The organism is Pandoraea sp. PE-S2T-3 (assembly GCF_002179965.1).
Lineage (GTDB): Bacteria > Pseudomonadota > Gammaproteobacteria > Burkholderiales > Burkholderiaceae > Pandoraea.
Window position 1 is genome coordinate 543,385 of sequence record NZ_NGUQ01000018.1, and the last position, 22,478, is coordinate 565,862.

Below are 22,478 nucleotides of genomic sequence, written 5' to 3' on the forward strand. Positions count from 1 at the left end.
CAAAATAACGACACACAACGCCACATCAACCCGGATTGTCAGCCTGACATCCGCCCGTCATCTCAATGGGTCACTGGGTCATCCCTCAGCGCCGTCCCTCTGCACCGTCCCCCTGCGTCAGCACCGCTACCAGTGCGTCGCCCGCCTCCGCCAGCGTGCCATTGTTGGCGATGACGGCCAGCGGAATGCCGTCCGGCGGCGTCCACTGCACGCGGTGGGCAACGCGTTGATCGAGCGCCTCACCCGACTCCCGGCCGCGACTGGCGAGACGTTGCGCGCGCACCTGCGCGTCGACCTGAACTTCAACCAACGACAACCGCTCGCCATACCGTTGCACCGCGCGCTCGAGAAACGCGCGCGAGCCGTTCATCACCACGCTCGCACCGGCCGCCAGCCACGTGTCGATTTCCACGCCGATGCCGTAGCGGCAACCATGACTTTCCCAGTCGAGTGCGAAGCACCCCAATGCGTGCCGCTGGGTGAATTCAGCCGACGACAGGGCGATGTGGTTTTCACCATCGGCCGTCGGCGGCCGTGTGATGTAGCGATGGGCGAACATGACGGGCGCGGCTGCGGCGGATTGCCCGTCAATACGCTCGCGCGCGTAGGCCAGCAAGGAGTCCTTGCCCGCGCCTGAGGCGCCCATCACATAGAACAAACGTGCGCGGTTCATTCGGCATCTCCGGCTTGATCAGCCGCATTGGCCGCATTGGCCGTTGGGTTCTGACCGAACGCGAAGCGCTCTGCGATCACGAACGGCGCATCGGGTGTGGGCTGCACGAACAGCGCAAGACCGTCGACACGCATCGGTCCCAACGCCTGCACACGCGGGTGCCACCAGTCGGTCATCGCCGTCGCGTCGGCAGCGCTGACACGATCCGTGAGCGTGACGTGAAAACGAAATTCATCGAACACGTACGGATAGCCCCAACGCGCGAGCAATTCGCGCTGACGCGTCGTCAGCGGCTGCGCCAGACGACGCGTCAGTTCGGCCTCGCTGGGCAGCGCGCGCAAGCCATCAAACGCTTCCACGCAGTCGAAAGCAACCGCATCGATCTGCTTCGCAGCGGCCGCGCCTGCGGCACTGACGACACCGGGCACGCCCGCGACGTTCGCTTTCGGACGCAGCGCGACAAAACCGGGCCGCTTGCCGTTGTCGGTGTCCACCACGTCGATGGTCAGCGGCAGGTCGAATGGCGTATGTCTTGCTGCCACTTGTCGCGCGATGGTGTAAAGGTCGTCGGGCTTAACACCCGGGGCAAGACGCATCGGCGCTTTGAGGGTGCCGTGCAGTCCGTAGCGGCGTGCGTCGACGGTGAGGTCTGCCAGCGCACGCGACAACCCCGGCACTTGGGGCGCATTGAGTTGCCGGCCCGTGATGGCGTCACGCCCCAGCCAACGGCTGCCCTCGTTCCACCAGCAAGCGCCCGCAGGCGGGACGTAGTACACGGCAAATCGAGCCACAGCCAAGTCGAGCGACGCCAGTGCTTCGCGACGTTGGGGCGCATCGGGTAACGGGTTGCCGACAGATGCGAAGACGTCGCTCATGCCGCGTCTCCCTGCACCACAAGTTGCATACGGTCGGCGGGGAAATAGGCGATGCCGTATTTGATCGGCTTGCCCTTTTCATCCACGTCGGTGCTCTCGACGCTCAACACGGGTTGCTGCCGGTTGATGCCGAGATGCCGTGCGATTTCCGCGTCGGGCAGGCGCGCGCCGATGCGGCTTTCGCGCCGCGTGTAATCGGTCACGCCGTAGGTGGCGAGGGTCGCGCTGATCGTCGTGGACTGCGCAAAGACTTCGGGAAAGTCGGGGAAGCGCGCCGCCGGGAACCAGTTCTCGCTATAGGCGAGCGGCAACTCGATGCCCTGATCGTCAAGGCTGCGACGCGCCAGTTCCACGCGATACACCGACGTGCCCGCGCGCACTTCCAACGCTTGCGCCACGTTCGCTTCGGCGCTCACCTTGCGGGCCGACAGAATCTGCTGCGCGACCTTGAGGTTGTGCTGCGAAAGATTTTCGGAGAAGCGCGTGCGGCGGCCGATCACGTAGTCGATGGCACCGGCCTGCACGAAAGTGCCACGGCCATGTTCGACATTCACGAGCCCCTGCTCGGCCAGACCGAGAATGGCGCGCCGCACCGTATGGCGGTTCACGCCGAAACGGTGGGCCAGATCGGTTTCGCTCGGCAGACGGTCGTCAGGCAGCCCTTCGCCATAGCGACGCTGGCCGATTTCGGTGGCGAGAATCTGCGCAATCTGTCGCCAAACGGCGACGCCGCCACCGCGTTCGAGTTGTGCTGTCATGAAATTGACACCCGGCAAAGTTGTAATGAGTTCGCGAGACTTACCACCTTCAGTGCCAAAGCGATCATACACACGTCTATACGACTAGACAATCATGCCAAACACAACTTTCGATACCGCGCACGACGCGGGCTCCCCCGCCCCGCAGGCGCGGCAGCGCTGGCTGGCGTTGCTCGCCCGCGCCACGCGCGACGAGCTTGACGACGCGCTGGCGCGCTGCCCCGGCGCGCCTGAATTCGTCTGGCTGCGCGCACCGCAGACCGGCCTCGTGCTCGTGCAGGGCCGGGTCGGCGGCAGCGGAGATCGCTTCAACCTCGGCGAGACCACGCTCACGCGCTGCACGCTGCGTCAGCGCGATGGCGTGGTCGGCACCGGCTATGTGCTCGGCCGCGATGCCGAGCGCGCGGTGCGCGTCGCACGACTCGATGCGCTCATGCAGATGCCCCAACACCACGCCACGCTTGCTGCGGGACCGCTTGCGGCCATTGCACAACGCGTTGCCGACGCGGTGGAACAGGCCAAGACGGCCACGGCTGCCAGCCGTGTCGAATTCTTCACGATGGTTCGGGAGGCTTGAATGTTGATGGCATCGATGCCCGACTGGTCACAACTGCAACCCGGCTTCGCCGATCCGGTGCATGACGCACAAGGCGTGTTTCGCGCGGTGCTCGACGCGTTGGCGCGCCCCGGCCAACTGCGCAGTGTCGGCAGCCGCCTCGCGCCCAGCGACGAGGCCAGTGTCGCCGCCCGCGCCACGTTGCTGGCGTTGGCCGACTCGACCACGCCCGTCTGGTTGCAAGCCGTGTTGCCGGAAGTGAGCAGCGCGCTGCGCTTTCATACCGGCGCGCCACTGCTCGGCGGTGACGCCGCGCTGGCGACGGCACAGTTCGCGTTGCTGACCGACCCCGCGCGCTGTCCGGCGCTGGATCACTTTGCGTTCGGCACGTCCGAATCGCCCGAACACTCGGCCACGCTGATCGTCGATGTGCCCACGCTGGCGGCCGGTCATGCGAATGACGGCGGGCTGCACCTGCGTTTGCGCGGGCCGGGCATCGCAACGCATACCGATGTGAGCGTCGGCGGTCTCGACACCGCTTTCTGGCAGGCGCGTGCGGCGCTGGCGCCACGTTTTCCTGCCGGGCTCGATCTGTTGATCGCGGCAGGCGATACGGTGCTCGGCCTGCCGCGCACCACGCATGTGGAGGTGTGCTGATGTACGTGGCCGTCAAAGGTGGCGAACGCGCCATCGAACAATCCTGGGACCTGCTCGCCAAAGCGCGGCGCGGCGACACGTCGATCCCCGCCCTCACCGTCACGCAGATTCGCGAGCAGATGCGTCTGGCCGTAGCGCGCGTGATGAGCGAAGGGGCGCTTTACGACGAGACGCTCGCGGCGCTCGCGATCAAACAGGCCGCGGGCGATCTGGTTGAAGCGATCTTCTTGCTGCGCGCCTATCGCACTACGCTGCCACGTCTGGGCACCACCACGCCGATCAATACCGCTGCGATGCGTCTGTCGCGCCGTATTTCTGCCACGTTCAAGGACGTGCCGGGCGGGCAGCTCCTCGGCGCGACCTACGACTACACCCAGCGTCTGCTCGACTTCGCGCTGCTCGCGGAAGGCGAAGCGGCGACGGCGCCGCTGGCGGGTGAAGTGCGTGAGCACAATGACGATGCCTCCGATGCGGGTGATGCCCCCGATGCCGGTGATGCTACGGGTATCCCGCCGCTGCCGCCCATCGACACGACCCCGCGCGTGACCGACATTCTCGGGCGCGACGGTCTGCTCGAATCGCTGCGCGCCAACGATCTCGATCCCGAGCCGCACGATCTGGTTCACACCCCGCTCTTCACGCCCGCGTCACGCACGGCGCGATTGCAAAACCTCGCGCGTGGCGATGAAGGCTTTCTGCTCGCGCTCGGCTATTCGACGCAGCGCGGCTATGGCAACGATCACCCGTTTGCGGGCGAGATTCGCATCGGGCACGTCGCCATCGAGATCGAACCGGAAGAACTCGGTTTCCCGATCGACATCGGCGAAATTGCCGTGACCGAATGCCAGATGGTCACGCAGTTCGGTGGCAATCAGGACGTGCCGCCGCAGTTCACCCAAGGTTACGGACTCGCGTTCGGACACAACGAACGCAAGGCGCTGGCAATGTCGCTGGTCGACCGTGCACTGCGCACGCAGGAACTCGGCGACGCGATTACGTCGCCCGCGCAGCAGCAGGAGTTCGTGCTCTATCACAGCGACAACGTCGAGGCCTCGGGCTTCGTGCAGCACCTGAAGCTGCCCCACTACGTCGACTTTCAAGCCGAACTGGAACTCGTGCGCCGGTTGCGCGCCGAGCACGCGGCCAAATACGGCGCCCAGACGGCTGACGCTGACCGCGCCGGCGAGGATGCGTCCACGGCCACCCAAGACAAGCAGGAGGCCGCATGAGCGACGCCGCCACATTCGATTCGACAACGACCCCACACGCCACACCTGCCACACCTGCCACACCTGCCACACCTGAACCCGCGCAACTCGCAGAAGGCTACAACTTCGCGTTTCTCGACGAGCAGACCAAGCGCATGATTCGCCGAAGCCTGCTCAAGGCCGTGGCCATTCCCGGCTATCAGGTGCCGTTCGGCAGCCGCGAGATGCCGTTGCCGTACGGCTGGGGCACGGGTGGCATTCAGGTCAGCGCCGCCGTGATCGGCGCGGACGACACGCTCAAGGTGATCGATCAGGGCGCGGACGATACGACCAACGCGGTCAACATCCGCCGGTTCTTCGCGCGCACGGCCGGTGTGGCCACCACGACGAAGACCGCCGACGCCACGGTCATCCAGACGCGTCACCGCATTCCCGAAACGCCGCTGCGCGAAGGCCAGATCATGGTCTATCAGGTGCCGATGCCCGAGCCGCTGTTCCGGCTGGAGCCGCGCATCGCCGAGTCGCGCAAGTTGCACGCGTTGGGCGAATACGGGCTCATGCGCGTGCGTCTCTATGAGGACATCGTGCGGCACGGCGCCATCGCCACGACGTACGACTACCCGGTGATCGTGGGCGGGCGCTATCTCTCGTCGCCGTCACCGATTCCGAAGTTCGATAACCCCAAGCTCCATATGAACCCGGCGCTGCAACTCTTCGGGGCGGGCCGCGAGCGGCGTCTCTATGCCATTCCGCCCTACACCCCGGTCGAAAGCCTCGACTTCGACGACCACCCGTTCGAGATTCAGAAGTGGGACGCGCATTGCGCACTGTGCGGTGCGACCGAGAGCTTCCTCGATGAAGTGATCACGGACGACGCGGGCACGCGCATGTATGTGTGCTCGGACAGCGATTACTGCGGCAGCCGCACGGCGCTCGCGTCGACGGCTGACGACACCGCGAAGGAGGTTGCATGAACGCCGTGACGAATGCGTCCGTCGGGATGCCGCCCGTCGCCGACCTGCCGCTGCTTCGCGTCGACGGTCTCGCCAAGCGCTATGGCGACCGGATCGGTTGCGAGGGCGTGAGTTTCGACCTGTGGCCCGGTGAAGTGATCTGCGTCGTCGGCGAATCGGGTTCGGGCAAGTCGACGTTGCTCAACGCGCTGGCCCTGCGTCACGAGATCGACGCCGGCACGTTGCACTATCGCGGCACCGACGGCGTGCTGCACGACTTGCGCGCCCTCGACGAGGCGCACAAGCGCCGCCTGCTGCGCACCGAATGGGGCTTCGTGGAACAGAACCCGCGCGACGGCCTGCGCATGAACGTCTCGGCCGGCGGCAACATCGGCGACCGGTTGATGGCCGTCGGTGCACGTCACTTCGGCGATATCCGCGGCAAGGCGCGTCACTGGATGGCGCAGGTCGAGCTCGATCCGCAGCGTGTCGACGAGATGCCCGGCGCGTTCTCCGGCGGGATGCAACAGCGTTTGCAGATCGCCCGCAATCTCGTCACCGAGCCGCGCCTGGTCTTCATGGACGAACCCACGGCGGGTCTCGACGTCTCGGTGCAGGCACGTCTGCTCGATCTGTTGCGCTCGCTCGTGGAGCGCCTTCATCTGGCGGCCATCATCGTCACGCACGATATCGGTGTCGCGCGGCTCATTGCTCACCGGTTGATCGTGATGCAAGGCGGGCGCGTCGTGGAAGCCGGGCTGACCGATCAGGTGCTCGACGATCCGCAACACCCCTACACGCAATTGCTCGTCTCTTCGGTGCTGCCCGTATGACTTCCGGAACGACACCTCACAACATGCTTCAGAACGCCGCCGCTGGTGCCCTTCGCCACGAATCGCTCACGCTCGCTACGCGCGAACACGATGTGATGCTGCGCGCGCAAGGGCTGCACAAGACCTTTCACCTGCATGCACACGCGGGGGCTGTCGACGCGCAGATTCCCGCGCTCGACAGCGTCGATCTGACCGTGCGACGCGGCGAGTGCGTGGCACTGGTCGGGCCGTCCGGCGCGGGCAAGAGCACGCTGCTGCGCTGCTTGTACGGCAACTATCTGGCGAACGCCGGGCGCATCGAGATTCGTCACGACGACGGCCATGGCGAACACTGGGTCGATCTCACGACCGCCACGGCCCGCGAAGTGCTCTCGGTACGCCGCACCACGCTCGGTTACGTCAGCCAGTTTCTGCGCGTGATTCCGCGCGTGAGCACGCTCGACATCGTGGCCGAGCCGCTGCGCCGTCTGGGAGTCGATGCGCAAGATGCCACTGAAAAGGCCCGTGCCTTGCTGGATCGTCTGAACATTCCCGAACGACTGTGGACGCTGGCACCGGCCACGTTCTCCGGCGGCGAGCAACAGCGCATCAACATCGCGCGCGGGCTGATCGCGGCGGCGCCCGTGTTGCTGCTCGACGAGCCCACGGCGTCGCTCGATGCCCAGAACCGTGCCGTGGTCGCGCAACTGATCGCCGAGGCGCGTGCCGCCGGCAGCGCCATCGTCGGCATCTTTCACGACGAGGCGACTCGCGACGAGGTCGCCACGCGCACGCTCGCGATGCGCCCCGTCCTACGCCCCGCTCATTGATTTCGGAGTTTTCGTCCATGCTTATCAAGAACGCCCGCATCGTCACGCCCGAGACCACCTTTACCGGGGTGGTGGAAGTGCGCGAGGGCCGCATTCATTCTGTGGAAGAAGGCACCACGCAAGCCCCTGAGGCTATCGATTGGGAGGGCGATCATCTGCTGCCCGGTCTCGTCGAACTGCACACGGACAATTTGGAGAAACACCTCGCGCCCCGCCCCGGCGTGTTGTGGAATACGCAGGCGGCCTTCGTCATTCACGACGCACAGGTGGCGGCTGCCGGTATTACGACGGTGTTCGACGCGCTGGCCATCGGCGAGCGCGATTCTGTAGGCCTGCGCAGCCGCAAGGTGCAAAGCGAGTGTGCGCAGACGTTGCTCGATACGGCCGCGTCTGGCTTGTTGCGCTCGGATCACTTTCTGCATCTGCGCTGCGAAGTCGCCACGCATGACGCCGTGGACGCCTTTGCCGAAATGAGCGACCACCCGTTGCTGCGACTGGTGTCGGTGATGGATCACACGCCGGGGCAGCGCCAGTGGCACGACCCGGTGCAGTTCCGCCGCTATCACGAACGCAACGGCAAGCTGAGCGAAGACAAGTGGCTGGAAACGCTGGCCGAGATGAAGGCGCAACAGGACGCCTACGCGCACCCGCATCGCCGCGAGATTGTGGCGATGAGCCGTGCGCGCGGTCTGCCGCTCGCGAGCCACGACGACACCTCGCTCGACCACGTGGAAGAGGCGGTACGCGATGGCGTCTCGCTCTCGGAGTTTCCGACGACGCTGGCCGCAGCGCGGGCGGCGCGCGAGAAGTCGATTGCCGTGATCATGGGGGCGCCGAACATCGTGCGCGGCGGCTCGCATTCGGGCAACGTGGCGGCGGCCGATCTGGCGCGTGAAGACGCGCTCGACATTCTGTCGTCGGACTACGTGCCGTCGAGCCTGCTGCAAGCGGTGTTCCAGTTGCACAAGGAGATCGGCTGGCCGCTGTCGAGGGCGGTGAATACGGTGTCGTGGGCCCCGGCGCAATCGGTGGGTCTCACGGATCGCGGCGGCATTCGCCCGGGCCTGCGCGCGGATCTGGTGCGCGTGGCCGTACGCCCCGGCATGCCGCCGGTGCCGCGTGCGACGTATCTGGAAGGGCAGCGGATCGCCTGAGTGGGGTGAGGTTGAGCGACATCGTGTCGCCCTTCCCTCGCGATATCAAACGCCCGCACCGGGCTGGCGAGAATGAAAAAGGGCACCATCCGGTGCCCTTTTTTCTGCTGACGCCCTGTGGTGATGCGTCGTCAGATCACCATCTTGCGCACGCGTGCCGAGAACACGTCGATGCAGGTAACGACGACGATCATGATCAGCATCACGGCGCACGTTTGTGCGTACTGGAAGCTGCGAATCACTTCATACAGCACCACACCGATACCGCCAGCACCGACCATCCCCACCACCGACGCCGAGCGCACGTTCGACTCGAAGCGATACAGCGTGTACGAGATCCACAGCGGCATGACTTGCGGCAGCACGCCGTACAGAATTTCGTCGATGGAACGCGCCCCCGTGGCACGCACGCCTTCAACCGGACGCGGGTCGATCGCTTCGACCGCTTCGGCGAACAGCTTCGAGAGCGTGCCCGTCGTGTGCACCCACAACGCCAGCACACCGGCGAACGGGCCCAGCCCCACGGCCACGATGAACAGCATCGCGAAAACCATTTCGTTGATCGCGCGGCAGGCGTCAAGCACGCGGCGCACCGGCTGGTACACCCACGCCGGCACCATGTTCGAGGCCGAGAGCAAACCCATCGGGATCGAACACACCACCGCCAGCACCGTGCCCCACACGGCGATGTGAATGGTCACGAGCATCTCGTTCACATACACGCGCCAGTCGTGAAAATCGGGCGGAAAGAAATCGTGCGCGAACTGGCTCATGTTGCCCGAGTCGCGAATCAGATCGAGCGGGCGCATGTCGGCACCGCCCCACGACCACACCAGAATCAGGAAGAACGCCCCCCAGCTGATCAGAGACAGCCACGACCGCTTCGGCGGCTCGCCGGGCAGGCGGCCCGTCGCGCCAACAGGGGTTGCAGTGGAGGTTACGCTGGTGTTCATGTCGTGTACCACGTGAAATACCGGCAAGACTCACCGGTGGATGAATCGGACTTCTGCGTCGCGGGACAGCACACACGTGCCGTCCCGCAGACCACTTGCTACTGTTTGATACGACTTGCGACGGCGTCGATACCGCCTTACTTCGTCTTGCTCAATTCCTGATCGAGCGCGGCCAGCTTGCTGTCGATGTCAGCCAGTTGCGACTGCTTCTTGGCAGCATCGATGTTCGCGTCGGCTTCGAGCTGTTGCTTCTGCTTGAACAGTTCGAGCTGGCGGATCGGCAGCAGTTGGGCATTGCTCGAAGCGCGGAAGCCACCGTAGTTGTAGATGTTCTTCAGCACTTCCTTCTCGTGCGCATCCTTGCCGTAGGCCAGGAAGAAGTCGCGAATCTTCTTCTTGGTAGCGTCCGGCAAGTCCTTGCGCCACAGCATCGGGTCCGACGGGATCAGCGGCGACTTCCAAAGCACCTGAACCTGCTTGGCCTTCTCCGGCTGCGTGGCTTCGAGCTTGTCGAGCTCTTCGGTGTTGTTGGTGGCGACGTCGATCTGGTTGTTCAGCACAGCCATCAGGTTCGCGCCGTGGTTCGAGCTGCGAGCCGTCTTGAAGTACGTGCGCGGATCGATGTTGTTCTTCGCGAACACGTAGTAACCCGGCACCAGCGTGCCCGACGTCGAGGTCGGATCGCCCAGACCGAAGTTGATCTTCTTGCCGTTCTTGAGCACGTCGTCGAGCGTCTTGTACGGGCTCGACTTGTTGGCGATCAGCAGCGAGTAATAACCTTCCGAACCGTCGGCGTAGATGATCTTCGCGAAGATTTCGCCTTGCGAGCGATCCACGGCTTCCATCGCGCCCTTGTTACCCATCCACGCGAGCTGCACCTTGTTGAAGCGCATGCCTTCGATCACGCCGGCGTAGTCGGTGGCGAAGAACGGGGTCACCTTCAGGCCCGTTTGCTTCTCCATGTCGTCGATCAGCGGTTGCCAACGTTGGCGCAGCGCTGCGCTGGAGTCGGTCGAAATAATGCCGAAATTGATTTCCTGCGCGTGCGCAACCGCCACCGAGGCGATCATGGCCGCGCCGGCCAGCAGGGTTTTCCACAGTTTCATGAGAGCAAGCTCCTGGTCAGGTCAAGCTGAGGGACATCGAGGTAAGAAAAGGGGCTTCGGATTCGGCCGGCTTTTGCGCCGTGCCGTCTTCCGAAACTTCGGAATCTTCAGTGCTTTCGTTCAGCAGTTCGCTGGCCTGCACCCCATACAAGCGGCGCAGCAGATCCGGCGTGAGCGCGGCCGACGGGCCGTCGTACACCACGCGGCCCTGATGCAGCGCCACGGTGCGCACGCAGTAACGCATGGCCACATCGACCTGGTGCAGCGAGACCACGACCGTGAGCTTGTGATCGCGGTTCATGCGCGCCAGCATGTCCATCACCTTGCGTGCGGACTCGGGGTCGAGCGAGGCAATCGGTTCGTCGGCCAAAATGATCTTCGCGCCCTGCACCAACGTGCGGGCAAGTGCGGCGCGCTGCTGCTGACCGCCCGAGAGCGTGCTTGCGCGCTGGAAGGCCAGATCGGCGATGCCGACTTCTGCCAGTGCTGCAATCGCCTCACGGCGCTCGGCCGGCGTAAAGCGGAACATCAGGCTGCGCCACAGCGGCACTCGCGCCAGCAGCCCCGTGAGCACGTTGGTGATCACCGGCAGACGGCCCACCAGATTGAACTGCTGGAACACGAAGCCGATATCGCGGCGGATCTGACGCACTTCGCGCACGATGCGGCCGTCACGCTGGATCGGACGGCCCAGAATTTCGATGCTGCCCGGCTGGGCATCGGCAGGCACAAAGCCCGCGATGTGACGCATCAACGTCGACTTGCCGGAACCCGACGCACCGATAAGGGCCACCATCTCGCCCGGCATGATCTTGAGCGCCACTTCGTCGAGGGCGCGTCGGCTGCCAAAGGTCTTGGTCAGTCGCTCGATTCGAATCGCTTCGTCCACGGTTCACCTGTCAGTCGACGCCGGTCGGGACCGATGCCTGTTCGCGTTTCGTCACTCCCGGACGGGAGGCGGCGCCTGCATCTCTCGACTAGCTGTTTTGTGGCAATTTGTGCCAAAAGTGAACGCAGTCTAAAAAGCGCGGATGACAAGACAGTGACAATCGATCAGCTTTTTGGCCGGTGCTGAAAACCCTTATCGGTTCAACGGTTTGGAAGTGTTTCCGGTAACGAACCAGGGGCTGTCACATGGCCGACACGGTCACATCAGGCGAGACCGGGGAAAGACCGCGGCATGGCGCCGCGTCGATTTTGTCTACATCTTTTGGCACCGGCAGCGCGGGCGGAAATGCCCCGAAATGGCGCGTCAGGGCCGTGGTGCACGGGTCTTGGGTGGGGGGAAGCTTGGAGGTGAGGTGTCGCCCGCGCCGTCGTTTGGCGACGTGTGGCGATTTGAGGGAATGTTGTGCCGTTGCCGGCTGCGGGCATCGCTTGAGCGACGCGCGCAGTCAGACACCGGTGAAGCTATGAGGCGATGAAGCCTTGGTTCAGGCGATCAGCAACTCAGGGCCACGTGCGCGCAGTTGCGCGAGCATCGATTTGTGCGGCGCAGCGTCGCTGATCAGATAGCGCGCTGCCTCGAAGTGGCGAATGCGCACCGGCGTCACGCGGCCGAACTTGGTGTGATCGGCCACGACCGCCGACACATTGGCGCACAGCAGCATGCGAGCGCGCAATTCCGCCGCCGCGCGGTTGAAGTCGGTGATGCCGCCGTCTTCCGTCACGCCACCCACGCCGATAAACGCGAAGTCGGCGTGATATTGCGAGATCTGGTTGATGGCGTCCCAGCCCTGCACGGCATCTTCGTTGTCCTGCAATTCGCCACCGAGCAGCGTGACGCGATTGTCGTGATGACGGCCTAGCAGGCGCGCAATCTGCCAATCGTTCGTGTAAATGCGCAGCCGATGCTTGGAGAGCAAGGCCTGCGCCACGGCGCGTGTGGTAGTGCCGTAGTCGATGATGACTGACGCGCCGTCGGGCACGAGTTCGGCAGCACGCACGCCGATGGCCCGCTTGCCGACCGCGTTGACGTTCTCACGCAGCGTCCAGTCAGGTTCGCTGCGATCGGCGGCGAGTGCACCGCCGTGTGTCATCAGCAGCAGTCCGCGCGCAGCGAGCGTGTTGAGATCGCGGCGCACGGTCTCGCGCGAGACCCCCAGCTCACGCACCAGATCACTGATGGCAAGCGCACCGGTCTTGGTGAGTTGTTCGAGCACGTACTGTTGGCGTTGTTCGGCGAGCATGATCGGACAATGACGGTTGGACTACGAAATCTTTGGCGAGCTTTGGCCCGCGTGGGCCATGGAACAGCTTGGGCGGCATCGCGCTGGTCCGCGATTGTCCCGCCCCACCTCGTCTTACTTCTTCTTGCTTCCTCTTACTTCGCCTTGCCCCTTCATCCCTGCAACGCGACGCGCACGCCCAGTCCGATGAAGATCATGCCGGCCACGCGATCGAGCCAGCGCCCTGCCCCCGGCCGGCGCTTGAGCCACGTGCCCAGCACGCCCGCAAACCAGCCGTAGACGCTGAACACGACGATGGTCTGCGCCATGAAGACCAGCCCCAGCAGGAACATCTGACCGCCCGGATGGACGGCGTCCGCTGTGGCGAACTGCGGCAAAAACACGAGGAAGAACAGCGTGACCTTCGGGTTCAGCATGTTGGCGAACACGCTCTGACGGAACACGGCCCACAAGGGCTGCGGCGCCGCGCTGCCCGCCATCGTCAGGCCGCCGCGTGCACGCAGCGCCTTGATGCCGATCCACACGAGATACGCCGCGCCTACCAGCTTGATCGCTTCGAAGGCAAACGGCGACGAGCGCAACACGGTCGCGAGACCGACTGCCGCAATGGTCGTGTGAAACAGACACCCGGACGTGAAGCCGGCCGCCGCCGCGAGCCCCGCGCGACGCCCCTGCGCAATGCCGCGCGCGATGACCTGCATGTTGTCAGGGCCCGGTGCGAGCGTAATCGCCACCGAGGTCAGCAAAAACAGCCAGAGGTTGGGCATCGCAGCGTCCGGTTCGGGTGGCGAATGGCGAGTAGGAGCGAAGGCGAGGTTGACGGTTAGGTCAGTGGCCCTCGAACGAGCACAGCAGGAACAGGGGCAGTCCGGCATCCCGGATCATGCGTGAGCCGCCGAGCTCGGGCAGATCGACAATGGCCGCGCCTTCGATGACGGTGGCACCCAGACGCTCGAGCAGCTTCTTGCCCGCGAGCATGGTGCCGCCGGTAGCGACCAGATCGTCGATGAGCAACACGCGATCGCCGGGGCCGCACGCGTCGGCGTGGATTTCGACGGTCGCACTGCCGTATTCCAGTTCGTACTCTTCAGCCACGGTCTGGTAAGGCAGCTTGCCCTTCTTGCGGATGGGGATGAAACCGATGTTCAGCTCGTACGCGAGGATCGAGCCGAGGATGAAGCCGCGTGCGTCGAGACCGGCGATGTAGTCGGGACGGTGGTCCATGTAGCGATGCACGAACACGTCGATCAACACCCGCAGTGTGCGCGGGTTCTTGAGCAGCGGCGTGATGTCGCGGAACTGCACACCAGGCGCGGGCCAGTCCGGTACGGTGCGAATCTGGCTCTTGATGTAGGCGGCAGGGGACTCGTCGATCTGCACGGGGATCCTTCTCTTTCTGGATACTGATGGAAATTCACTCGGGCGGACGCCCGAAAGTCCACATTATGCCAAAACGACGGGTCTCGCTTGATGACGTGTCCGGGTGTTGCGCAGCCGTCCAGTGTGCGCCGCTGCGTTTTACCCCTCTGGTAGCTTGTGCTTAGCCTCGTCCCACCAGCCGCGCCTCGGCGGCGGCCAGTTTCTCGGGCAGGCCACGCAGCACGACGATGTCTTCGGCCATCAGCCGTGTTTCGGCCACGGGCTCCACGCCCCGGATGCCGTGTCGGCGGATGGCCGTGACCGTCACGCCCAGTTTGTCGAGGCGCAACTCGCCCAGCGTGCGCCCCACCGCGTCGGCGTTGAGCGTGAGCGGCACCGATTGCAATCGCACCTGTTCGCGCTCGCCACCTTCGTCGTCATCGTCCAGCCCGTGGAAATAGCCGCGCAGCAAGCTGTAGCGCTCGTTACGGGCCTGTGCCACACGGCGCAGCACGCGGCGCATCGGCACGCCCATCAGTACGAGCGCGTGTGAGGCCAGCATCAGGCTGCCTTCGACGATCTCGGGCACCACTTCGGTCGCCCCGGCCGCAATCAGGTCATCGATATGGGTGTCGTCGACGGTACGCACGACCACCGGCAGGGTCGGTTCGAGCGCCTGCACCTGTGCCAGCACTTTGAGCGCCGCCGGCGTGCTGTCGTACGTCACCACAATCCCCGCCGCGCGATGAATACCCGCCGCGACGAGCGCCTCACGGCGCGCGGCATCGCCGAAGACGACGGTTTCGCCTGAACTGGCCGCCTCCATGACCCGGTCGGGATCAAGGTCGAGCGCGACGTAGCCGATGCCTTCCTGTTCGAGCATGCGGGCCAGATTCTGGCCGCAACGGCCATAGCCGCAGATGATCACGTGGCCCGACGTCTTGATACTCTGCGTCGCGATGCGCGTCATTTGCAGCGACTGCATCATCCATTCGTTGGCGACGAAGCGCAGGGCGATGCGGTCGGCATTGATGATCAGGAATGGCGCGCACAGCATCGACAGCAGCATGCCCGCGAGCACCGCCTGCGAGAGCGACGGGTCGAGCAGATTCCGGTCGATCACGAGATTGAGCAACACAAAACCGAATTCGCCCGCCTGCGCGAGGCCGAGGCCGGTACGAATGGCGGTGCCCGGCGTACTGCCGAAAATACGGGCGAGGCCGGCAATCAGCGTGAATTTGACGAGCAGCGGGCCGACGAAGAAGAGCAGCACCAGCAGCGGCTGCTTCACGACGATGACCGGATCGAGCAGCATGCCTGTGGTGATGAAGAACAACCCCAGCAGCACGTCGCGGAACGGCTTGATGTCGTCTTCCACCTGATGCCGGAACGGCGTCTCGGCGATCAGCATGCCGGCGATGAACGCGCCCAGCGCCATCGACAGGCCGAGATGCTCGGTGATGTACGCGAGGCCGAGCGTGAGCAGCAGCAGGTTGAGCATGAACAGCTCTTGCGAGCGGCGCGCGGCAACGATATGGAACCAGCGGCCCACCAGCTTCTGTCCGACCCAAAGCAGCAGCGCGAGCGCGCCCGTGATCTTGAGCGCCGCCAGTGACAGGGCCAGCACCAGCGCTTTCGAGTTGCCGCCCAATGCCGAAATCACGATGAGCAGCGGGACGACGGCCAGATCCTGAAACAGCAGCACGCCCATGATGTTGCGCCCGTGCTCGGTCTCGAGTTCGAGCCGTTCGGCGAGCATCTTGGTGACGATGGCCGTCGACGACATGGCCAGCGCGCCGCCCAGCGCCACCGACGCCTGCCACGAGAACGACCAGAACAGGTTGACGAGCGCGCCGATGCCCACCGAGACGAGCAACGTTCCCAATACTTGAGAAACCCCCAGCCCCAGCACCACCCGCCGCATGCTTTTTAGCTTGGGGAGTGAGAATTCGATGCCGATGGAGAACATCAGGAAAACCACGCCGAACTCGGCGAGGTACTGCACCCGCTGCGAATCGGACGCCAGCCCAAGCGCGTGCGGGCCAATGACGATGCCCACGCTCAGGTAGCCGAGCATCGGCGGGAGGTGCAGCATGCGGAACAGCACCACCCCGACGCAGGCGGCAAACAACAGAACGAGAGTGAGTTCGAGCGGCGAAGCCATCAGCGGAGGTGGGTTTCCTGATTGGGCGCAACACTTGTCACGCAAGTGTCATGCCAGATTGAGTCCCGATGACGGAATCGGATCACGTCGGCGGCAAGATGGGGCATGCCCCCGGGCGTCGTGCGCCTAAGCCTGGCGCGGCTGTCCTTCGGCGCCGCGACCATTTTGATATACTCCGCGCATGATAGCGAAAATCAATCCAGGCCGGGCACTCGAGGTCGCCCGGGAGGTGTTGCGCACCGAAGCGGACGCCATCGAACGCGTCGCCGCACACCTCGACGACAGCTTCTTTGAAGCGGTCTCGCTGCTGCTCGCCTGCCGCGGCCGGGTGGTCGTGACCGGCATGGGCAAGTCAGGGCATATCGGCCGCAAGTTGGCGGCCACTTTCGCCAGCACCGGCACGCCCGCGTTCTTTGTTCACCCGGCGGAAGCCAGCCACGGTGACTTGGGCATGATCACCGCAGACGACGTCGTCGTCGCCCTCTCCAATTCAGGCGAGACCGGTGAACTGGTCAGCGTGCTGCCGATGGTCAAGCGCCTCGGCGCGAAGCTCATCGCCATGACCGGCAACCCGAATTCAAGCCTTGGCCGCCTGTCGGACGTGCATCTCGATGCCCACGTCGAAAAGGAAGCCTGCCCGCTTAACCTCGCCCCCACGGCCAGCACGACTGCTGCACTCGCCCTCGGCGACGCGCTTGCCGTCGCACTGCTCGACGCGCGTGGCTTCGGCGCGGAAGACTTCGCCCGCTCGCATCCCGGCGGCGCACTTGGCCGTCGCCTGCTGACCTTCGTGCGCGATGTGATGCGCAGCGGCGAACGGATTCCCCGTGTGCGTACCGACGCCAGCTTGTCGGACGCGCTGCTCGAAATGACCGCCAAGGGCCTCGGCATGACCGCCATTGTCGACGCCAACGACCACGTGGTCGGCATCTTCACTGACGGTGACCTGCGCCGCTTGTTCAAACGTACGCTCGACTTCAGCGCGCTGACGCTGGCCGACGTGATGACCGCCGGCCCGCGCACTATCGGCCCGGATCAACTCGCCGCCGAAGCCGCCGAACTGATGGAGCGTTTCGGCATCATGCAATTGCTCGTGACCGAGAACGACCGCCTGGTAGGCGCGCTGAACGTCCACGACCTGTTCGCCGCCAAGGTCGTGTGAGTCTGCGCCCCATGAATCAACCTCGTACTACCGCCCCCACCACCTCGACTGCCGCCACGTCAGTGCCTCATTTCGATCGGGAAGACGCCACGGCGCGCGCGGCCAAACTGCGCGTGATGGTCTTCGACGTCGACGGCGTGCTCACCGACGGTGGCCTGCGTTACGGACCGGCGGGTGAAACCTTCAAGACGTTCGACTCGCTCGACGGTCACGGTCTGAAGCTGCTGGCCGAGGCAGGTATCGTCACCGCGATCATTACCGGCCGCAAGTCCGACATCGTGGCGAAACGTGCCGCCGATCTCGGCGTGGCCCATGTGTATCAGGGCGTGCACGACAAGCGCGTGGCATTCGAAGATCTCTGCAACAAACTGTCGGTGAGTGCGCAAGCCTGCGGCCATATCGGTGACGATTGGCCCGATCTGCCGGTGCTTACCCGCGTGGGCTTTGCCGCGTGTCCGGCCAACGCGCACGCCGAAGTGCAATCCCGCTGCCACTGGATTGCCAGTGCGCGCGGCGGCAACGGCGCAGCACGCGAGCTGTGCGACTTCATTCTGCACGCGCAGGGACGTTACGACGCCCTGCTCGCCGCAGCCCTCGCCTGACGCGCCCGGAGCCGAAGAATTCATGGCCGCACAACGCGTCTCGCCCGCTTCACTGATCGCCATCACGGTGCTCGCCGGTCTCGCCGCGGGAACCTATTGGCTCGTGCAGCGCACGTTGCCGTCCGACGCCGATCGCTCGCCGTACGTCAAGAAGCACATCCCCGATTACTACGCCGACAACATGGTGATCTCCATGCTGTCGCCGACCGGCCTCACGCAGTATCGCGTCAACGCCGTGCACATGACGCACTACGAGGACGACGCCACGACCGCCATGACGCTCCCGGCCGTGCGCGCCTTCACGCCCGATTCGCCGGAAGTGACGGCCACCAGCAAGCGCGGCACGCTCAACGCCGATATGTCGGTGGTGGATCTGTACGACGATGCCGTCGTGGTCCGCCAGGCGGGGCCGCGCGACCCTGAAATGCGCGCGCTGTCCGAGCACTTTCAGGTGCTCGTGAACGAAGACATCGTGCGCACGGAACTGCCGGTGGTGTTGTATCGCGGCCAGTCCGTGATGTACGGCGACGGCATGATTTTCAATAACATCTCGCGGGCCGTACAATTGCTCGGCAATGTGCATGGCACAATCCAGCCGGCCGAGCTCGGCAACAAGCCGCCGGCCCAGCCCGCCGCAACAACGGGCGCTCCGGCAGCCACTGCCCCGAGCGCGCCACCCAAGACAACACAGGGCCCCAAGACCCCATGACCGATCGCCCTTACCTGCGACCCGCTTCGTACCAACCGCTTGACGGCATCCGCCGCTCGTTGCGCGCTCTGGCCGCCGCCTTCGCGGTGCTCGGCGCGCTGGCGTCGCCGCTCGCCCATGCCGAGCATGCCGACCGCGACAAGCCGCTCAACATCGAAGCGGATCACATGAGCTATGACGACCTCAAGCAGGTCAACATCTTCACCGGCAACGTGACGATGACCAAGGGGACCATTCTCCTCAAGGCCGATCGCGTCGAAGTGACTCAGGATCCGGAGGGCTATCAGTACGCCACCGCCTATTACAAGCCGGGCGGCCCGCTCGCCTACATGCGTCAGAAACGCGACGGTCTGGACGAGTACATCGACGGCTGGGGCCAGACGATCTACTACAACGGCAAGACCGAAGTCGCCACGTTGACCACGCAGGCCACGCTCAAGCGTCTGGCCGGCGGTACGAAGGTGCTCGACGAGATTCACGGCAGCGTGATCACGTACGATACGTACAACGAGGTGTACACCGCCAATAGCGGCGCCGATCAGGTCAATTCGAACAATCCGAATGGCCGCGTGCGTGCGACGCTCGCGCCTCGCAATGCCACGGGCGCTAACCAAGCGCAGCCCGGCGGCGCGAGCAAGCCCGCCGCCGCAGCGCCCAAGGGCGATCTGCCGGCACTGGCTCCTTCCAAACGCCTAGAGAATCCGCGTGAGTAATCCCGACCAAAGCAACGCTTCCAGCATCAATCAGGGCGCCGGCATGGTCGGCAAGCCCAGCGCGCTCGTCGTGCGCTCGCTCAAGAAACAATACGGTGCCCGCACCGTCGTCAAGGACGTCTCGCTCGACGTGAAAAGCGGCGAAGTCGTGGGGCTGCTCGGGCCCAATGGCGCCGGCAAGACCACGTCGTTCTACATGATCGTGGGGCTGGTGCCGGCCGACGACGGCGAGATTCAGCTGGATGGCAACCTGATCAGCGAACTGCCGATTCACGAACGCGCGCGCATGGGTGTTTCGTATCTGCCGCAGGAAGCGTCGGTGTTCCGCAAGCTCACGGTCGAAGACAATATTCGCGCCGTGCTCGAATTGCAGGTCGATGCGCAGGGCAAACCGCTCAAGCGCGATGAAATCGAGCGCCGCATCGAGTCGTTGCTCGACGAGTTGCAAGTGGCGCATCTGCGCGAGAACCCGGCCATGTCGCTCTCGGGCGGCGAGCGCCGTCGCGTGGAAATTGCCCGCGCACTGGCCACCCAGCCGCGCTTCATCCTGCTTGATGAACCGTTCGCGGGTGTGGATCCGATTGCGGTGCTGGAAATTCAGCGCATCGTGCGCTTCCTGAAAGACCGAGGTATCGGTGTCCTGATTACCGACCACAACGTGCGCGAAACGCTCGGTATCTGCGATCACGCGTACATCATCAGCGAAGGCTCGGTGCTCGCCGCCGGCACGCCTGACCAGATCGTTGCCGACGAAAGCGTCCGGCGCGTTTATCTGGGCGAAAATTTCCGGATGTAAAGCTAATTTTTCGCATGTAAACCCTGCCTCCGATAGCGAGGCAGGCCGGTTTCGCTGACGTGACAAAGCCTCTACAATGAAGGCGAGAAACGTTATGAAACCGACCCTCCAACTCCGCACCTCGCAGCACCTGACCCTCACCCCCCAGTTGCAACAATCGATCCGGTTGCTGCAACTGTCGACGCTCGAACTTCAACAAGAAGTCGAGCATGCCCTCACCCAGAACCCGATGCTCGAGCGCGAAGACGATTGGCTCGCCGGGTCCGTGCGCGTCGGCACCGACGGCTCGCTTCGCAATGAACGCACGACATCGGTCAGCAGCACGAACGACGCGCCGTCCGAGGGTAACGGTCACGACGAGGCACGCGAGCTCGATGGCGAAGCGCGTTTCGACGATAACGGCCAGGACAGCGGCAGTGACTGGAGCCTGAACGACTTCGCCCGCACGGGCAATGCCACCGACGACGACGACAACAACTCGCGCCCGCAACTGCACGTCGATCATCCGAATCTGCGTGAACACCTGCTGGCCCAGTTGCGCGTGACCAAGGCCGCGCCGCGCGATCGCGCGCTGGTGGAGTTTTTAATCGAGTCGCTCGACGAAGACGGTTATCTGGGCACCACGCTCGATGAAATTCAGGCGGAAGTGGCCGAAGAACTGTCGCTCGAGGCCGAAGAGATCAATGCCGCGCTGGCACTGCTGCAAAGCTTCGACCCGGCCGGCGTCGGTGCACGCACCCCGTCCGAGTGCCTGCGGCTGCAATTGCAGCGGCTGCCTGCGAGCCCGGTGCGCACGATTTCGCTGCGTATCGTCTCCGATCACCTGGAACTGCTCGCCGCACGTGACTACACGCGGCTGCGTCGCGTGCTTGGCGTGGGCGAAGACAGCCTGCGCGCCGCGCATCAACTCATTCGCTCGCTCGACCCGTTTCCGGGGGCCGCGTACGGCACGCCGCAGGCCGACTACGTCATTCCCGACGTCCTCGTGCGCCGGCAGGGCAGCGGCTGGACGGCGGAGCTCAATCCCGAAGTGATGCCGCGTCTGCGCATCAACGAAATGTATGCGCGAATTCTGCGAAATAATCGCAACGATCCGGGCACCGGGAACCTCCAACAGCAATTGCAGGAAGCGCGCTGGCTGATCAAGAACATTCAGCAGCGTTTCGACACGATCCTGCGAGTGGCGCAGGCCATTGTCGAGCGTCAAAAGAACTTCTTTTCCCACGGCGAAATCGGTATGCGCCCCTTGGTTTTGCGCGAGATTGCTGATACGCTGGGTTTACACGAATCCACGATTTCGCGGGTGACAACCAGTAAGTACATGCTCACTCCATTCGGAACTTTCGAGCTCAAGTACTTCTTTGGTTCGCACGTCGCGACGGAAGCCGGAGGGGCCGCGTCATCCACGGCCATCCGTGCCCTCATCAAGCAACTGATAGGAGCCGAAGACCCGCAGAGCCCCCTTTCCGACAGCCGTATCGCGGAACTGCTGGCAGAGCAGGGTTTCGTGGTGGCGCGACGCACTGTCGCGAAATACCGCGAAGCCATGCGAATTCCCGCAGTCAACTTGCGCAAATCTTTGTAGGACAGTCCTGGTGAGCCGTGTTGGCCTGCTGGGGCATAACGCCGCAGTGCGACATTGCGTCACATGAATGGCTCGCACTCCCGCTAGCCCGTCATTTGTGACGTGGCCCGCACTTCGGCATTTCAGCAAGGAGAGCAGCTATGAATCTGAAGATCAGTGGACACCATCTCGAACTCACGCCTTCGCTGCGCGAATTTGTGACTAACAAGCTTGACCGCGTGTTGCGCCATTTCGATCAAGTGATGGGCGCCGAGGTGATCCTCTCTGTCGACAAGACCAAGGAGAAAACCGGACGCCAGGTAGCCAGCATTACGGTGTTTCTCAAGGGTAAGGAGATTTTCGTCGAGAAGTGTGACGAAGATATGTACGCCGCCATCGACAAGCTGATCGATATGCTCGACCGCAAGGTAATCCAGTTCAAGGACAAGGTTCAGGACCACGGTCGCGAGGCCATCAAGCATCAGCAGCCGCCCGAGCAGGAACCGCTGCAATGAGTGCTGACTGGCGTGGTAGTCGCGTCGACTGACACTGACGAAAGCCCGCGCGGAACCTCGCGCCTGCAATTGCGTCTGTCATAGTCTGGCATCACCCACCGCGGGGCCGTTGAACGGCCCCTTTTATATGGCTTGGCGCATTTCTGGGGAATGGCGCGGGGGTCAGCGGC

Annotated in this window: 24 protein-coding genes; 14 read left to right on the top strand and 10 right to left on the bottom strand. The window is 64.2% G+C overall.

Going from position 1 to position 22,478, the window contains the following annotated elements; genetic code table 11:
- Positions 1 to 85 precede the first annotated feature (85 nt).
- Genes phnN through phnF form a run of 3 tightly spaced genes read right to left on the bottom strand, consistent with a single transcriptional unit; the run spans position 86 to position 2,306 of the window.
- The gene (phnN, locus tag CDV46_RS17830) at positions 86 to 673 is read right to left on the bottom strand and encodes a phosphonate metabolism protein/1,5-bisphosphokinase (PRPP-forming) PhnN (protein ID WP_087723999.1); all 588 of its coding nucleotides are present in this window, start codon (positions 671 to 673) and stop codon (positions 86 to 88) included.
- Positions 670 to 1,548: a DUF1045 domain-containing protein gene (locus CDV46_RS17835; protein WP_087724001.1), complete on the bottom strand. Its 879-nt coding sequence runs from the start codon at positions 1,546 to 1,548 to the stop codon at positions 670 to 672. The genes phnN and CDV46_RS17835 overlap by 4 nt, the downstream gene beginning before the upstream one ends.
- On the bottom strand, positions 1,545 to 2,306 hold the full coding sequence (phnF, locus tag CDV46_RS17840; RefSeq protein WP_087724003.1) for a phosphonate metabolism transcriptional regulator PhnF: 762 nt from the start codon (positions 2,304 to 2,306) through the stop codon (positions 1,545 to 1,547). The genes CDV46_RS17835 and phnF overlap by 4 nt, the downstream gene beginning before the upstream one ends.
- Positions 2,307 to 2,400: 94 nt before the next feature.
- Between phnF and phnG the strand changes: the two genes are divergently transcribed.
- The 7 genes from phnG (at position 2,401) to CDV46_RS17875 (ending at position 8,476) form a co-directional block, all read left to right on the top strand.
- Positions 2,401 to 2,883, top strand: a complete 483-nt coding sequence (phnG, locus tag CDV46_RS17845) for a phosphonate C-P lyase system protein PhnG (RefSeq protein WP_087724005.1) — start codon at positions 2,401 to 2,403, stop codon at positions 2,881 to 2,883.
- The gene (gene phnH, locus CDV46_RS17850) at positions 2,884 to 3,519 is read left to right on the top strand and encodes a phosphonate C-P lyase system protein PhnH (RefSeq protein WP_249277629.1); all 636 of its coding nucleotides are present in this window, start codon (positions 2,884 to 2,886) and stop codon (positions 3,517 to 3,519) included.
- The gene (locus CDV46_RS17855; RefSeq protein WP_087689862.1) at positions 3,519 to 4,748 is read left to right on the top strand and encodes a carbon-phosphorus lyase complex subunit PhnI; all 1,230 of its coding nucleotides are present in this window, start codon (positions 3,519 to 3,521) and stop codon (positions 4,746 to 4,748) included. The genes phnH and CDV46_RS17855 overlap by 1 nt, the downstream gene beginning before the upstream one ends.
- Positions 4,745 to 5,701, top strand: coding sequence for an alpha-D-ribose 1-methylphosphonate 5-phosphate C-P-lyase PhnJ (locus CDV46_RS17860; protein ID WP_087724007.1), 957 nt, complete (start codon positions 4,745 to 4,747; stop codon positions 5,699 to 5,701). The genes CDV46_RS17855 and CDV46_RS17860 overlap by 4 nt, the downstream gene beginning before the upstream one ends.
- Positions 5,702 to 5,727: 26 nt before the next feature.
- Entirely contained in the window at positions 5,728 to 6,513 is a 786-nt protein-coding gene (phnK, locus tag CDV46_RS17865) for a phosphonate C-P lyase system protein PhnK (protein WP_087690753.1), read from the top strand.
- Positions 6,514 to 6,608: 95 nt separating this feature from the next.
- Positions 6,609 to 7,322 carry a phosphonate C-P lyase system protein PhnL gene (gene phnL / locus CDV46_RS17870; RefSeq protein ID WP_254916118.1) on the top strand — a complete coding sequence of 238 codons (714 nt, stop codon included), beginning with the start codon at positions 6,609 to 6,611 and terminating at the stop codon, positions 7,320 to 7,322.
- A 17-nt stretch (positions 7,323 to 7,339) separates the two neighbouring features.
- The gene (locus CDV46_RS17875) at positions 7,340 to 8,476 is read left to right on the top strand and encodes an alpha-D-ribose 1-methylphosphonate 5-triphosphate diphosphatase (protein WP_087724011.1); all 1,137 of its coding nucleotides are present in this window, start codon (positions 7,340 to 7,342) and stop codon (positions 8,474 to 8,476) included.
- Positions 8,477 to 8,607: 131 nt separating this feature from the next.
- On the opposite strand, the gene phnE is transcribed toward CDV46_RS17875, so the two are convergent.
- From phnE to CDV46_RS17910, 7 genes are all read right to left on the bottom strand, one after another.
- A complete protein-coding gene (phnE, locus tag CDV46_RS17880) occupies positions 8,608 to 9,429 on the bottom strand; it encodes a phosphonate ABC transporter, permease protein PhnE (RefSeq protein ID WP_087724013.1) in 822 nt (273 codons plus the stop codon).
- Positions 9,430 to 9,566: 137 nt separating this feature from the next.
- Positions 9,567 to 10,535: a phosphonate ABC transporter substrate-binding protein gene (phnD, locus tag CDV46_RS17885; protein ID WP_087689867.1), complete on the bottom strand. Its 969-nt coding sequence runs from the start codon at positions 10,533 to 10,535 to the stop codon at positions 9,567 to 9,569.
- A gap of 16 nt (positions 10,536 to 10,551) precedes the next feature.
- Complete coding sequence (phnC, locus tag CDV46_RS17890) at positions 10,552 to 11,424, bottom strand: phosphonate ABC transporter ATP-binding protein (RefSeq protein ID WP_087724015.1); 873 nt, start codon at positions 11,422 to 11,424, stop codon at positions 10,552 to 10,554.
- Positions 11,425 to 11,968: 544 nt separating this feature from the next.
- Entirely contained in the window at positions 11,969 to 12,724 is a 756-nt protein-coding gene (locus CDV46_RS17895) for a DeoR/GlpR family DNA-binding transcription regulator (protein ID WP_058377155.1), read from the bottom strand.
- Between the two features lie 152 nt (positions 12,725 to 12,876).
- Positions 12,877 to 13,491 carry a LysE family translocator gene (locus CDV46_RS17900; protein ID WP_087689871.1) on the bottom strand — a complete coding sequence of 205 codons (615 nt, stop codon included), beginning with the start codon at positions 13,489 to 13,491 and terminating at the stop codon, positions 12,877 to 12,879.
- A gap of 61 nt (positions 13,492 to 13,552) precedes the next feature.
- Positions 13,553 to 14,104 carry an adenine phosphoribosyltransferase gene (locus tag CDV46_RS17905; RefSeq protein ID WP_087689873.1) on the bottom strand — a complete coding sequence of 184 codons (552 nt, stop codon included), beginning with the start codon at positions 14,102 to 14,104 and terminating at the stop codon, positions 13,553 to 13,555.
- 160 nt (positions 14,105 to 14,264) lie between these two features.
- On the bottom strand, positions 14,265 to 16,247 hold the full coding sequence (locus CDV46_RS17910; protein ID WP_058377152.1) for a monovalent cation:proton antiporter family protein: 1,983 nt from the start codon (positions 16,245 to 16,247) through the stop codon (positions 14,265 to 14,267).
- Positions 16,248 to 16,428: 181 nt separating this feature from the next.
- On the opposite strand from CDV46_RS17910, the gene CDV46_RS17915 reads away from it, so the two are divergent.
- From CDV46_RS17915 to hpf, 7 genes are all read left to right on the top strand, one after another.
- The gene (locus CDV46_RS17915; protein ID WP_058377151.1) at positions 16,429 to 17,409 is read left to right on the top strand and encodes a KpsF/GutQ family sugar-phosphate isomerase; all 981 of its coding nucleotides are present in this window, start codon (positions 16,429 to 16,431) and stop codon (positions 17,407 to 17,409) included.
- A 116-nt stretch (positions 17,410 to 17,525) separates the two neighbouring features.
- Positions 17,526 to 18,011 carry a KdsC family phosphatase gene (locus CDV46_RS17920; protein ID WP_249277665.1) on the top strand — a complete coding sequence of 162 codons (486 nt, stop codon included), beginning with the start codon at positions 17,526 to 17,528 and terminating at the stop codon, positions 18,009 to 18,011.
- A 22-nt stretch (positions 18,012 to 18,033) separates the two neighbouring features.
- Positions 18,034 to 18,720, top strand: coding sequence for an LPS export ABC transporter periplasmic protein LptC (gene lptC, locus CDV46_RS17925; protein WP_087689877.1), 687 nt, complete (start codon positions 18,034 to 18,036; stop codon positions 18,718 to 18,720).
- A complete protein-coding gene (lptA, locus tag CDV46_RS17930; RefSeq protein WP_087689879.1) occupies positions 18,717 to 19,433 on the top strand; it encodes a lipopolysaccharide transport periplasmic protein LptA in 717 nt (238 codons plus the stop codon). Before lptC ends, lptA begins: the two co-directional genes overlap by 4 nt.
- Positions 19,434 to 19,476: 43 nt before the next feature.
- A complete protein-coding gene (gene lptB, locus CDV46_RS17935; RefSeq protein WP_058380055.1) occupies positions 19,477 to 20,229 on the top strand; it encodes an LPS export ABC transporter ATP-binding protein in 753 nt (250 codons plus the stop codon).
- A 94-nt stretch (positions 20,230 to 20,323) separates the two neighbouring features.
- Positions 20,324 to 21,814 carry an RNA polymerase factor sigma-54 gene (locus tag CDV46_RS17940; protein ID WP_058377149.1) on the top strand — a complete coding sequence of 497 codons (1,491 nt, stop codon included), beginning with the start codon at positions 20,324 to 20,326 and terminating at the stop codon, positions 21,812 to 21,814.
- Between the two features lie 140 nt (positions 21,815 to 21,954).
- On the top strand, positions 21,955 to 22,308 hold the full coding sequence (gene hpf / locus CDV46_RS17945) for a ribosome hibernation-promoting factor, HPF/YfiA family (RefSeq protein ID WP_087689881.1): 354 nt from the start codon (positions 21,955 to 21,957) through the stop codon (positions 22,306 to 22,308).
- Positions 22,309 to 22,478: the final 170 nt, after the last annotated feature.

Excerpts from the sequence above, each read along its gene's own strand:
- lptB (WP_058380055.1), top strand. The coding sequence starts at position 19,477 with ATGGTCGGCAAGCCCAGCGCGCTCGTCGTGCGCTCGCTCAAGAAACAA.
- CDV46_RS17855 (WP_087689862.1), top strand. The coding sequence starts at position 3,519 with ATGTACGTGGCCGTCAAAGGTGGCGAACGCGCCATCGAACAATCCTGG.
- phnH (WP_249277629.1), top strand. The coding sequence starts at position 2,884 with ATGTTGATGGCATCGATGCCCGACTGGTCACAACTGCAACCCGGCTTC.
- phnF (WP_087724003.1), bottom strand. The coding sequence starts at position 2,306 with ATGACAGCACAACTCGAACGCGGTGGCGGCGTCGCCGTTTGGCGACAG.
- phnK (WP_087690753.1), top strand. The coding sequence starts at position 5,728 with ATGCCGCCCGTCGCCGACCTGCCGCTGCTTCGCGTCGACGGTCTCGCC.
- CDV46_RS17910 (WP_058377152.1), bottom strand. The coding sequence starts at position 16,247 with ATGGCTTCGCCGCTCGAACTCACTCTCGTTCTGTTGTTTGCCGCCTGC.
- CDV46_RS17895 (WP_058377155.1), bottom strand. The coding sequence starts at position 12,724 with ATGCTCGCCGAACAACGCCAACAGTACGTGCTCGAACAACTCACCAAG.
- CDV46_RS17875 (WP_087724011.1), top strand. The coding sequence starts at position 7,340 with ATGCTTATCAAGAACGCCCGCATCGTCACGCCCGAGACCACCTTTACC.
- phnE (WP_087724013.1), bottom strand. The coding sequence starts at position 9,429 with ATGAACACCAGCGTAACCTCCACTGCAACCCCTGTTGGCGCGACGGGC.
- phnN (WP_087723999.1), bottom strand. The coding sequence starts at position 673 with ATGAACCGCGCACGTTTGTTCTATGTGATGGGCGCCTCAGGCGCGGGC.
- lptA (WP_087689879.1), top strand. The coding sequence starts at position 18,717 with ATGACCGATCGCCCTTACCTGCGACCCGCTTCGTACCAACCGCTTGAC.
- CDV46_RS17920 (WP_249277665.1), top strand. The coding sequence starts at position 17,526 with ATGGTCTTCGACGTCGACGGCGTGCTCACCGACGGTGGCCTGCGTTAC.
- CDV46_RS17940 (WP_058377149.1), top strand. The coding sequence starts at position 20,324 with ATGAAACCGACCCTCCAACTCCGCACCTCGCAGCACCTGACCCTCACC.
- phnG (WP_087724005.1), top strand. The coding sequence starts at position 2,401 with ATGCCAAACACAACTTTCGATACCGCGCACGACGCGGGCTCCCCCGCC.
- CDV46_RS17915 (WP_058377151.1), top strand. The coding sequence starts at position 16,429 with ATGATAGCGAAAATCAATCCAGGCCGGGCACTCGAGGTCGCCCGGGAG.
- phnL (WP_254916118.1), top strand. The coding sequence starts at position 6,609 with ATGCTGCGCGCGCAAGGGCTGCACAAGACCTTTCACCTGCATGCACAC.
- hpf (WP_087689881.1), top strand. The coding sequence starts at position 21,955 with ATGAATCTGAAGATCAGTGGACACCATCTCGAACTCACGCCTTCGCTG.
- CDV46_RS17860 (WP_087724007.1), top strand. The coding sequence starts at position 4,745 with ATGAGCGACGCCGCCACATTCGATTCGACAACGACCCCACACGCCACA.
- CDV46_RS17900 (WP_087689871.1), bottom strand. The coding sequence starts at position 13,491 with ATGCCCAACCTCTGGCTGTTTTTGCTGACCTCGGTGGCGATTACGCTC.
- phnD (WP_087689867.1), bottom strand. The coding sequence starts at position 10,535 with ATGAAACTGTGGAAAACCCTGCTGGCCGGCGCGGCCATGATCGCCTCG.
- CDV46_RS17835 (WP_087724001.1), bottom strand. The coding sequence starts at position 1,548 with ATGAGCGACGTCTTCGCATCTGTCGGCAACCCGTTACCCGATGCGCCC.
- lptC (WP_087689877.1), top strand. The coding sequence starts at position 18,034 with ATGGCCGCACAACGCGTCTCGCCCGCTTCACTGATCGCCATCACGGTG.